The 11,475-nt window shown below is 59.9% G+C and carries 10 protein-coding genes and 1 tRNA gene; all 11 read right to left on the bottom strand.

The window, feature by feature from the left end; all coding sequences use genetic code 11:
* Positions 1 to 143 precede the first annotated feature (143 nt).
* The 11 genes from PG881_RS06190 to PG881_RS06140 all read right to left on the bottom strand — a co-directional run bounded on the left by PG881_RS06190 (position 144) and on the right by PG881_RS06140 (position 11,374).
* Positions 144 to 235, bottom strand: a tRNA-Sec gene (locus PG881_RS06190).
* Between the two features lie 193 nt (positions 236 to 428).
* Positions 429 to 938, bottom strand: a complete 510-nt coding sequence (gene hycI, locus PG881_RS06185; RefSeq protein WP_124253044.1) for a hydrogenase maturation peptidase HycI — start codon at positions 936 to 938, stop codon at positions 429 to 431.
* Complete coding sequence (locus PG881_RS06180) at positions 938 to 1,372, bottom strand: formate hydrogenlyase maturation HycH family protein (RefSeq protein WP_270798708.1); 435 nt, start codon at positions 1,370 to 1,372, stop codon at positions 938 to 940. Before PG881_RS06180 ends, hycI begins: the two co-directional genes overlap by 1 nt.
* The gene (locus PG881_RS06175; protein WP_005301886.1) at positions 1,365 to 2,180 is read right to left on the bottom strand and encodes an NADH-quinone oxidoreductase subunit B family protein; all 816 of its coding nucleotides are present in this window, start codon (positions 2,178 to 2,180) and stop codon (positions 1,365 to 1,367) included. The genes PG881_RS06180 and PG881_RS06175 overlap by 8 nt, the downstream gene beginning before the upstream one ends.
* Positions 2,180 to 2,737: a formate hydrogenlyase complex iron-sulfur subunit gene (locus tag PG881_RS06170; protein WP_270798706.1), complete on the bottom strand. Its 558-nt coding sequence runs from the start codon at positions 2,735 to 2,737 to the stop codon at positions 2,180 to 2,182. The genes PG881_RS06175 and PG881_RS06170 overlap by 1 nt, the downstream gene beginning before the upstream one ends.
* A 9-nt stretch (positions 2,738 to 2,746) precedes the next feature.
* Entirely contained in the window at positions 2,747 to 4,465 is a 1,719-nt protein-coding gene (locus tag PG881_RS06165; RefSeq protein ID WP_270798704.1) for a hydrogenase large subunit, read from the bottom strand.
* Between the two features lie 80 nt (positions 4,466 to 4,545).
* Entirely contained in the window at positions 4,546 to 5,499 is a 954-nt protein-coding gene (locus PG881_RS06160) for a respiratory chain complex I subunit 1 family protein (RefSeq protein ID WP_270798701.1), read from the bottom strand.
* Position 5,500: 1 nt separating this feature from the next.
* The gene (gene hyfB, locus PG881_RS06155) at positions 5,501 to 7,372 is read right to left on the bottom strand and encodes a hydrogenase 4 subunit B (RefSeq protein ID WP_270798698.1); all 1,872 of its coding nucleotides are present in this window, start codon (positions 7,370 to 7,372) and stop codon (positions 5,501 to 5,503) included.
* The gene (locus tag PG881_RS06150) at positions 7,372 to 8,037 is read right to left on the bottom strand and encodes a 4Fe-4S dicluster domain-containing protein (RefSeq protein ID WP_270798697.1); all 666 of its coding nucleotides are present in this window, start codon (positions 8,035 to 8,037) and stop codon (positions 7,372 to 7,374) included. The genes hyfB and PG881_RS06150 overlap by 1 nt, the downstream gene beginning before the upstream one ends.
* A gap of 505 nt (positions 8,038 to 8,542) precedes the next feature.
* The gene (kup, locus tag PG881_RS06145) at positions 8,543 to 10,411 is read right to left on the bottom strand and encodes a low affinity potassium transporter Kup (protein WP_270798694.1); all 1,869 of its coding nucleotides are present in this window, start codon (positions 10,409 to 10,411) and stop codon (positions 8,543 to 8,545) included.
* Between the two features lie 522 nt (positions 10,412 to 10,933).
* Positions 10,934 to 11,374 (bottom strand): hypothetical protein, encoded by a 441-nt coding sequence (locus PG881_RS06140; RefSeq protein WP_270798690.1) that lies wholly within the window; start codon positions 11,372 to 11,374, stop codon positions 10,934 to 10,936.
* Between the last annotated feature and the right edge of the window lie 101 nt (positions 11,375 to 11,475).

Below are 11,475 nucleotides of genomic sequence, written 5' to 3'. Positions count from 1 at the left end.
AATGTTCGAGCAGATAAATAAGCGTGTCGGAGCGCATTCAGATTATATTGGCAATGCGACAGGCGCCTTGTTAGAACAATATGTGAAACAGTCGTCAACCAGCCTGAAAAATAATTGACGGTTTCTCTCCAATATATGAAATTTGGCGGAAGAGGCAGGAATCGAACCTGCCAAAGCCTTCTCGGCTCTCATCGGTTTTGAAGACCGAGGAGGCCACCAGACCCCATCAGCTTCCGCAATGGCCACCATTTTGTGGCAATTTTCTGTGACTGGCAACGCTTTTTTATGTTTAAAAATAGCGAGTTGGCCAATTTCCTGAAAAATGTCCGCGCGTTGATTTATATCAATTTCATGGCAATTAGCCCGATGTTTTTAATTTAACATCGGGCGTTTTTATATGCCTTTAGAGGGAGTGGTAACTGCCGCTGTTAACAAGTCGGCAAATAATCGGTGGCCGCATTGGTGATATTCCACTGGGCCAGCCGGTTTATTAACAACTCGCTATCTTTAGCCTCTTCCAGATGATCGTAAAGATAATCCATGGCCCCGCTCACCATCTCGGTCATCGGGAAGGAGAACGCCACGATGGCCGGTTGTACCCCGACAAAGATCACCTCGGGGACAAAGGTCTTGAGCTCGTCGATCAGGAAATTGAGCGGCATATTGTGGGTCGAGAAGATAAACATCTCGGCGATGGTCTCGGGGGGGATCACCTGCAGGGTTCCCGCCTTCTCGCCGATCTCGGCGGCATCCACCAGCACCACCCGCTCCGGTTGCAGCTCCCGCACCTTGTAGACCACATTTTCCGGCGCGATGCCGCCATCGATATGGATCCAGCCGGGCAGGGGGGCGGCTTGCAGTTTGTCGGCAAGATAGGGGCCGGCACCGTCGTCCCCCATCATGGCATTGCCCACGGTCAACACGAGATTGCAGCCCATCAGCGGCTCCTTACCATCAGGTACATATGGGGGTCGTTAAAGAGGGCGGTGAGCTGATCCATAAAGGTATTGGTCCAGCCCAGCTCCTGCTCATCGAGCACATTGTCGGTTTTGCGCAGCCGGTCGAAGGCACAGGCCAGCATATGGCAGTGCTCGCGATAGATGGTGATCTCGCCAAAGGTGAGAAACCCCTCCATCTTGCGGCGCGCCTCGCTCCCCTCTGGCAGCTTGGCCACCCAGTCGCGATAACCGGTCAGCGAGCAGACCAGGTCTGCTCGCAGGCAATCGACGATGCCGAGGTGGTGGCCGATGGCGAGGCTGTAGTACATCACCTCCTTGGCCTGCTCCATCTCCTTTGCCGGGGCGGGGGGCACATCGAACTGCTCGTCGACGAACTTGCGCGACAGGCGATAGAAGAAAACCTCGTCAGCCATGCACCGCCTCTCCCTTGCCGGCCGCCCGGTTGAGGCAGGCGTTTGCGAGGTTGTTGACGATCTCCGCCAGGCGCGGATCGTCGTGCTGATCGAGGTAGCTCTGGATGCGCAGATCCACATCCTGCTGGGTCGCCCCTTCAAGCAGGGCCATAAACTCGTCGGCGATGATCCGCCCCTGCCGATAACCGGCCATGCGGCGCGCTTCGCGCTCGATCATCACCCGAATTTCGTTGGGGATGCCGGTGTGGCGCAGTTCGACCCGTTCACCCGGTTGCACCTCGTGGCTGGTGGCTTTGAGTTTCTGCTCAAGCAGACCGAGTGCCACGGCAAAGCCGTAGATGGTGGCTGCCGGTGTCGGAGGGCAGCCGGGGATATAGACATCCACCGGCACGATCTTGTCGGTGCCGCCCCAGACGCAGTAGAGGTCGTGGAAGATGCCGCCGTCACAGCCGCAGGCGCCGTAGGCGATGCAGATCTTGGGATCGGGCGCCGCCTCGTAGGCGCGCAGGGCGGGTACCCGCATCGCCCGGGTCACCGCGCCGGTAAAGAGCAGGATGTCGGCGTGGCGGGGGGATGCGACCACCTTGATGCCGAAGCGCTCGGCATCAAACAGCGGGGTGATGGTGGCGAAAATCTCGATCTCGCAGGCGTTGCAGCCGCCGCAATCGACCCGGTAGACATAGGCCGAGCGGCGAATGTCCTTGAGCAGGGTCTTCTTGAGTTTGGTGATCTCGGGATCCTGTGCCAGCGGCACGGCGCGGGTATGGGCATGGCCGACAACCGGTTCTATGCCTTTGATCTTGCTCATCACATCCACTCCTGTTGTGCGGCCATCGGTGTGGCTATCGGTGTGATCAGGGCCGAGTCAGGCTGGCTCAGCATGCTCTGTTTTCGTTTGCAGTCGGGGCAGTGGTGCAGCCGCTGCGGGGTCGCGAGCGGTGTGCCTGCCTGCTTGAGGGTGTCCTCCACCAGGGCCACCAGCTTGCTCGGGGCAAAGTAGGTGCCGCACAGGGTGCAAGGGGCCAGCGCGAAACGGGCCTCCTCATAGAGATCCGCCTTGTTGGTTACCGCCAGCTCGAACTCGGGGGAGAGGGCGATGGCGCGGGTCGGGCAGACCTCCTCGCAGCGGCCGCAAAAGATGCAGCGCGCCATGGAGATCTCCCAGCGCCGTTCGCCGGTCTCCATGTCCACTTCCATCACCAGCGCGTTGGCCGGGCAGGCCTTGGTGCAGGCGGCGCAGGCGATGCACTGATCCGCCTGATATTTCGGTTTGCCGCGAAAATCCCGGTTCACATCAATAGGAGCGAAGGGGTACTTGGCGGTTGGGGTGCCAGCCTTGAGGATGGTCTTGAACAGCTTGATCATGATGACCCCTTATTTCAGCGGAGAGTTTTTGCGATCGATGCCGTAGCGCTCGATCTCCTTGTAGGAGACCACGGTGGATTTGCCCTTCTTGGGGTCGACCAGAGTAACCCGGTCGGTACAGGAGTAGCAGGGATCCAGACTGCCGATAATCAGCGGCGCATCCGCCACGGTATTGCCGCGCAGCATGTAGCGCAGAGCAGGCCAGTTGGCGTAGGTGGCGGCGCGGCAGCGCCAGCGGAACAGCTTCTGGTTGTCGCCAGTCATGCTCCAGTGGACGTTCTCGCCGCGGGGCGCTTCGGTAAAGCCCAGCGCAAATTTGCCTGGCTGATAGGTAAAGCCTTCGGTGAGCAGCGGCCCTTCGGGCAGGTGCTCAAGACCGAACTCAATCATGTCGAGGGAGTCGTAGAGCTCGTGGATGCGTACCAGCACCCGGGATTGCACGTCGCAACCCGCCTTGGTCTGGATCTCCATCGGCAGCTCGCGGTAACCGGCAAAGTCGTGGACCCGGCGCACGTCGCGCTTGAAGCCGCTCGCCCGCACCATGGGGCCGACGCAGCTGAAATCGCGGGCAATCTGCGGGTCGAGCTTGCCGATGCCGATGAGGCGGGAGGAGATGTTGGCGGTATCCAGCAGCATGGCCACCAGGGGTTTGAGCTCATCACGGAGCTCGCGCACCAGCTGGGCACCCTTGATGCGATCTTCCTTGAAGATGTCGCGGCGCACCCCGCCAATCAGGTTGAGACCGTAGGTCTTGCGCGCACCGGTCAGCAGCTCGGCCAGGGTCATGGATTTCTCCCGCACCCGGAAGAACTGCATAAAGCCGGTGTCGAAACCGGTGAAGTGGCTCGACAGGCCGATGTTGAGGATATGGCTGTGCAGGCGCTCCACTTCCAGCAACACGGCGCGGATCATCTTGGCCCGCTCCGGCACCGCAATGCCCATGGCGTTCTCCACCGAGGTGGTATAGGCGACGCTGTGGGTGAAGCCGCAGATGCCGCAGACCCGGTCGGTCAGAAACGCCACTTCGTTGTAGCCCATGCGGGTTTCCGCCAGCTTCTCCATGCCGCGATGGACATAGAAGAGGCGGTAGTCGGCATCGATGATGTCTTCGCCATCGACGAACAGACGAAAGTGCCCCGGTTCATCCGAGGTGATGTGCAGCGGGCCGACCGGCACGATGCGGTTGGCATCACTGCCGAGCTCATTGACGAAGGGGTAGGTCTCGGTGTCGGTGGTGGGCATCGGGCGCTGGCGATAATCCATGGCGTCCTTGCGCAGGGGATGGATATCCTCCGGCCAGTCATCCGGCAGTACCAGACGACGTTCGTCCGGCAAGCCGATGGCGCGCAGGCCGTACATGTCACGGATCTCCCGCTCGCCCCACACCGCTGCCGGAATGGTCGGGGTGATGGAGGGGTACTCCTGAGTATCGGCATCCACCAGCACCCGGACTGTGATCCAGCACTTGGTGTCACCCTCCATGGAGAAGACGTGGTAGACGGCGAAGTGGCCGTTGAGGCTGCGCTCGTCATTGGCAAAGGAGAGCGGAAGCCAGCCCCCCAGCTGGTGGAAGATCAGGCTGGCCGTCTCGACCAGACTGGTGGGCTTGACGGTAATGGTGGCCTGATCGGCGGTTTGCCACTCCTCGTCGACGATGGCGTGGGGTAGTTGGGCTCGCACCTGCTGGATGTAGTCGCAGCCGATGCGATCCGAAATGGCGATGGTCATGCAGTTCTCACTTTAATGTTCGGGAATGAGCATTCACAAATGATGAAATCGGAAAAAGTTGCTGTGCTGGCGGGCATGATTCAGATCCCGACCAGATAGGCGAGCAGCGCCAGCAGGGCCAGCCCCAAGCCGTAGCGGGTGAGCTTGTGGGTGCGCACGAACTGGGTACGGGCCATGGCGTTTTCGATGATGCCAGCCAGCAAAAAGGCCACCAGCAGCTTGCAGGCGAGGATCAGCGCCGCGCCGATGAGTGCCGGCAGACTCCAGTTGGTCGCCTTGCCGAAGGGCAGGAAAATCACCAGAAAGAGCTGCACCACCACCAGTTGCTTGAGGCCGATGGAGAGCTTGAGCAGGGCCAGACCCGCACCGGAATACTCGGTGAGCGGCCCCTCCTGCAGCTCCTGCTCGGCTTCGGCGCAGTCAAAGGGCAGCTTGCCCATCTCGACAAACACCGCAAAGGCGCAGGCGGCGCCAGCCAAGAGGGTGGCGATGGGCGCGGCCAGTGGCTGGGTCGCCACATAGCTGCTGATGTTGCCCAGATCCGAGCTGCCCACCATCATCGCCATGATGAAACAGGCGAGCACCAGAATGGGCTCCACCAGAATGCCCAGCGTCAGTTCGCGGCGGGCACCGATCCCTGCAAACATGCTGCCGCTGTCGAGCCCCGCCAGCGAAAAGAAGAAGCGGAAGATGGCGAACAGATAGATGTCGGTGATGAGATCCCCGGCGATGGGGAAGGGGGACTCGTGAGTCAGGGTCGGCAGTGCCATCCCTACCAGCAGCAAGGCGGCGATCAGCAACGCAGGCATCAGGTTGAAGAGGATGCCGGCAGGCTCGGGGGTTACCTCCTGACGGCGCAGGAGCTTCCCGATATCCCGGTAATCCTGCAGCAGGCCCGGCCCCTGACGGGAGTGCATCTTGGCCCGCAGCACCCGGTTGAAACCGGTGGCGAGCGGCGCCAGCGCCAGCATGGCGATGGCCTGGGTCAGGGCGAGGGCAACCATGCCCCAGCTCGGCATTTCAAGAACAGGCATATCAGACTCCTACAGCCATCAGGATAAAGAGCGCCAGCACCACGCCATGCAGCAGCCAGCCGGTCGTCCCGCTGGTATCGCTCACCCCGTGCAGGGCGCTGGCCAGATCGAGCTGCGGCTGCTTGCGATAGAGCGGCGCGCAAAGTTGGCGCAAGGTGTGGGTGACACCGCCCGAGGTGAGGCTCATGCGCTCCTCATAGGCGTAACCACAGGCCCAGGGGGTGCCAGCGTGACGACGACCCAGCTTGGGCCCCTTGAAGATGGCCAGTACCAGCAGCGGGATGAGGAACAGCCCCAGCAGGGTGATGGCGATAACGGGTGGGGAGAGGATCGCTTGTGAGCTGTCGAGTGGCAGCAGGGTGGCGCTAGTGGCCACGTTCATTTGGCCGCTTACCAATGCCTGGCCATAGCTGGCGATATGGGGGGCAATCCAGGGGGCGCCCAGACCCAGCACCAGACAGACCGCGGCCAGCAACAGGGTGCCTGCCACCATGGCGCCCGGCACTTCGCGGGCGTGGCTCGCCTTCTCGCTGCGCGGGGCGCCGCAGAAGCAGATGCCGTACACCTTGACGAAACACATCACCGCCATGGCGCCGGTCGCCGCCAGCATCACCACCGCGAGCGGCGCAACGACAGAGGTGCCGAGCTTGGTCATGGAAAGGAGCGACTGATAGATAAACCACTCGCTGACAAAGCCGTTCAGTGGTGGCAGCGCCGAGATGGCCATGGCACCGATGAGGAACGCCAGCGCGGTCCAGGGCATCAGCTTGGCCAGCCCCCCCATCTTGTCCATGTCACGGGTGTGCAGGCGGAACATCACAGAGCCGGTGCCCATAAAGAGCAGGCTCTTGAAGATGGCGTGGTTGAGCAGGTGATAGAGGGCGCCGAGCAGCCCCAGCACCACCAGTGCAGGTTGCTGGTTGGCGATGCCGATCATGCCGATCCCCATCCCCATCAGGATGATGCCGATGTTCTCCACCGTGTGGTAGGCGAGCAGCCGCTTGAGGTCATGCTCGGCCAGCGCAAACAGCACCCCGAGCACCGCCGAACAGGCACCGAAGATCAGCACCACATAGCCCCACCAGAGCTGGCTGGCGCCGAGAAAATCGATGCTGACCCGCAAGATGCCAAACAGACCCAGCTTCACCATGACGCCGGACATCAGCGCCGAGATATGGGAAGGGGCGACGGGCTCGGCCACCGGCAGCCAGCCGTGCAGTGGCACAAAACCGGCGCGCAGGCCAAAGCCGCAGAAGCTGAGCAGGAACACCAGGGAGGCCAATCCGCCCGCCAGATGGTGCTCGCGCAGCGCGGCGAACTCCAGCGAACCGCTTTCGCGGCAGAGCAGCCAGAAGGCGATCAGCACCAGCGCCATGCCGATATGGTTCATCACCAAGTAAAGCCGGCTCTGTTTGGCGGCCTCGGGGTTGGTCTTGACCAGCCAGTAGGTGGTGAGGGTCACCAGCTCGTAGCAGAGCAAGAAACCGAGCGCGTTGTCGGCCAGTACCATGCCCACCATGGCAAAGAGGAAGAGGTTCATCAGCGCGCCGATGGCCACATCCCCCTTGCCCTGATATTCGCGGATATAGGCAAAGGAGTAGAGGGCGACGGCGACGCCGACGGTGCCAATCACCAGCAGCATCAGCGCGGCAAGCATGTCGAGGTGCACTGAGCCCAGCAGCCAGAGCTGGCCGTCGACGGGGGCGCCTTGAGCAAAGATCTGGATGGCGGCGACCAGACCCGCGAGCGAGCCCAGCAGGGCAAAGCCACTGTTGAGGCGGTTGGCCAGTGCGGGCAGCTTTTGCAGCAGCAGACCGGCGGCAGCGCCCAGCAAAAAGAGCAGGAGCGTGGCCATAACAAGGGGGGACAACATCAGCACGCTCCCTCTGTGGTAGATAAATCGGATGCAGGGCGCGCCGTGGCGGGCGCCGAGAAGGCAGAGGCCCCTTGCGGGTTGGTGTCGGCCGCTTGCTGGCGACGGATACGGGCGGCGCGTTCGGTGTCGCCGTCATTGACCAGCTTCAGCGCCTGGGAGGGGCAGGCATCGACACAGGCCGGGCCGTCGGCGCGAAATTCGCACAGGTCACACTTGACCGCGATGCTGCGCACGCCCGGCTCCCAGCTCAGCAGATCCTCGCCAAAGCAGCGCAGGCCGGCAGAGGTGGAGGGGTTGCTGGAGCGGATGGAGCAGGGGATATAGGTGTCGTAACTGGTGGCCACGGCCACCGGACGGCTGCCGCCGCTCTGGATGGCGCCAAAGGGACAGGCCACGGCGCAGAGGTTGCAGCCGATGCAGAGCGACTCGTTGAGTTGCACGCAATCGCCGGTCTGGCGAATTGCCTCGACCGGGCACACCTTGCTGCAGGGGGCATCGTCACAGTGACGGCACTGAACCGGCATGGTCGCCTGCTCGTGTCGCATAACGGTTAAACGGGGGGCTTGTTGCAAACCTTGCGCCTTGTGTACCTCGCTGCAGGCAGCCATACAGGTGCCACAGCCGATACAAAGCTTGGGGTCAGCGATAACGAAGCGGTTCATAGCCTACCTTGTCGTGTCGCGAACGGAGAAAGTAGGGGCAGGTTGGCAAGATACGGGCCAGCTTGGTTTTGCCTGGCCGGATGAGTGTAAGTATTTGTTTTTAAAAGATGTTAAAAATAGCATCGACGGGTGTTGAGGCCTTGTCTTGCTGTCGAAGCGTGACGTTCGTCACTTGTGACGAAGCCGCCGGGAGGGTTCGTCACCTTGGAAAACGCACCCTACGGCGGCGAGTCTGTTCGGATAGAAACCGTCTGTCTTGAAACCGTAGGTTCGATTAGCGAAGCGTAATCGGACGCACGAGAACGGAAACATATCGGCAGCATGCCGGGAGGTAGGGTGCAAAGAACGAAGTGAATTGCACCGTTTGCAGCATATGGTCGCCGTGGTGTGCTCCCTTCTTCCCTCGTGGGAGAAGGGCTGGGGATGAGGGGCGGTCATTGGGATTAACGGTAAAAAGAGAGAGGGAGGCCAATGCCTCCCTCTCTCTTTAGCGCAACTCACGCCATCAGATATCCACCTGCGAGCCCAGCTCGATGACCCGGTTGGGCGGGATCTCGAACTGATCCGGCGCGCGCAGGGCGTTGCGCTGCAGCAGCATAAAGAGCTTGCCGCGCAGGTAGAGATACCAGGGGCGCTCCTTCATGATCAGCGACTCGTGGGCCATGAAGAAGGAGGTCTCCATCATCCGGCAGCTCAGCCCCTCGGCGTTGCAGCGGTGGAAGATCTCCTCCACGTTGGGGGTCTCGCGCCAGCCGTAGCTTGCCACCACCCGCCAGAAGGTGGGGGAGAGCTGCTCGATGCAGACCCGGCGCACGTTGTGAACGTAGGGCACCTCTTCCACCCGCAGGGTGAGCAGGATGATCCGCTCGTGCAGTACCTTGTTGTGCTTGAGGTTGTGCAGGAGCGCGTGGGGGATGACGTTGACCACCCGCGACATATAGACCGCCGTGCCGGCCACCCTGGTCGGCGGGGATTTTTCCAGCGAGGCGATCATCGGCTCCAGCGAGTTGCCGTGCTCGTTGAGGCGGCGAATAAGCTGAAAGCGCTCGCTCTTCCAGCTGGTCATCACGGTGAACATCACCGCGCCCAGGGTGAGCGGCAGCCAGCCGCCGGAGAAGATCTTGGCGAGGTTGGCGGCAAACAGCGGCACGTCGATTGCCAGCAGCGCGATAAACAGGGCGGCCACCAGGTACTTGTTCCAGTGCCAGCTGTGGCGAGCCACCGAGCAGGAGAGGATGGAGGTGAGCACCATGGTGCCGGTAACGGCGATGCCGTAGGCCGCCGCCAGATTGCTGGAGTGCTCGAAGCTCATGATGACGATCACCACCGAGATATAGAGCATCCAGTTGATGACTGGAATATAGATCTGGCCGGACTCCTGCTCGGAGGTGTGCACGATGCGGATGGGTGAGAGATAACCGAGGCGCACCGCCTGCCGGGTCAGCGAAAAGACCCCGGAGATAACAGCCTGCGAGGCGATCACCGTCGCCAGGGTCGCCAGCAGCAGCAATGGCAGCAGCGCCCATTTCGGGGCGAGCAGGAAGAAGGGGTTGGTGATGGCCTCGGGATGGGCCAGCAGCAGCGCCCCTTGGCCGAAGTAGTTGAGCACAAGCGATGGCAGCACCACCATAAACCAGGCGCGCCGGATCGGGCTCTTGCCAAAATGGCCCATGTCGGCGTAGAGCGCCTCCACCCCTGTTATGGCCAGCACCACGGCGCCGAGAGCAAAGAAGGAGGCGGTCTGGTACTTGGCAAAGAAGCGCAGCGCCCAGACGGGGTTGAGCGCTCCCAGCACCTCGGGGTGCTGGAAGATGCTGTTCAGACCCAGCGCCGCCAGGGTGATGAACCAGGTGAGCATGATGGGGGCGAACAGCTTGCCCACGGTGGCGGTGCCGTGTTTCTGGATGGCGAACAGCAGGGTCAGCACCAGCACCGAGAGCGGCACTATATAGGGGTCGAGGGAGGGGGCGGCGATGTTCAAGCCCTCGATGGCCGACATCACCGACATGGCCGGGGTGATCACCACCTCGCCATAGAAGAAGCTGCCGCCAATCAGCCCCAGGATGATCAGCAAGGGGGTCCACTTGGCCGGAGTGTTGCGGGTGGCCAGCGACATCAGGGTGAGAATGCCCCCTTCGCCGGCGTTGTCGGCCCGCATCACGAAGGAGAGATACTTGACCGAGACCACCAGGATCAGCAGCCAGAAGATCAGTGAAAGAAAGCCCAGGATGGAGGCGGGCTCCACCCCGAAACCGAACTGGCCGGAGAGGCACTCGCGCAGGGTATAGAGCGGGCTGGTGCCGATGTCGCCATAGACCACGCCGATCGCCGCCAGCGTAACGCCGGACAGGGCTTGTTTGTGATTACCGTTCATGAAGTTGTCTGTCAGTTTGATGGTGACGATTGGCCAGCACGGGCCGCCCCCGTCTATCGGGCGTGCGGCAGGTGCCGCAGGAACGCATTAATGGATTGCGATGGGAAAGGGAGCTAACTGGATATAAAGAGGCTCATCATGGGACACAGTCTGTTCATCTGCCGTTAAGGGTATAATGACACACCCGTCGTAGGTTTATGCTCAGGTATAAATAATCAAAAAGGGGTGGCTAACGAAATTATTAATTGGCCACTGATTGAAATACCCCGCCCAGACCCTGGCAAGTGATTGTTTTAGCTGGCTATCCATTTTTGCCAGCGTTTTGCATCAAGCTGGCTAAGAAATAAACGATAAAATGCTGACGAATAAAGAGGGGCTCTGGCAGTAAAAGAGAGGGGTAAGGCTGCAATGGAGTCTTTATTTATCAAGAGACAGCAAGTAGGGTGTAATGAACGAAGTGAATTGCACCAAGTATTAAAAAGTAAGAGATGCAATGCGCTATGCTTATTGCTCCCTCCCCGGCTATTTCTGGGCTTCAATGTTTTCTATCATGGTTTTAATCACAGAAATAGGTGTTTGTCCATGAAACATGATACGTAGAAAAATGCCGTCCATTAAAACTACTTCCTTTACACCATCGCCAATAAACACTGACTTTCCTTTGTGTTTATATGGTCTTTTCCCAGTTTTATCCAATAAGCCTTGCTCTTTGTTTGTTGCAAACCGTACTGAGTAACCAATTTTATTACATTCTTCTAGTAATTTCTCAATGCATATACCCATACAAACATGTTTCCTTCCAAACAGTACGTCAAATTTGTACTCATCGGGAATATCTCGACTAAATATTGGAAGTGCTAAAGGGTTATACATACAGTCAATCAATCGTTTTCTTGGGCATTCAGGTGTTCCTCCTACGTTATCAAACCAGTGATTAAATATGATGTGCCCACCAATACGCATATGTTCTGATGCATATACACCTAAGGAAGGTGCGAATAAGCGGGGAAATTCTTCTCGGCTGACTCAGTCATTTCATTTCTTCATGTTTGAGCCGATTTTTT

The organism is Aeromonas sp. QDB54 (assembly GCF_027707385.1).
Classification (GTDB): Bacteria; Pseudomonadota; Gammaproteobacteria; order Enterobacterales; family Aeromonadaceae; genus Aeromonas; species Aeromonas hydrophila.
Note: the sequence above shows the minus strand (reverse complement) of the source record. Positions and strands in the feature narration are given on the sequence as shown.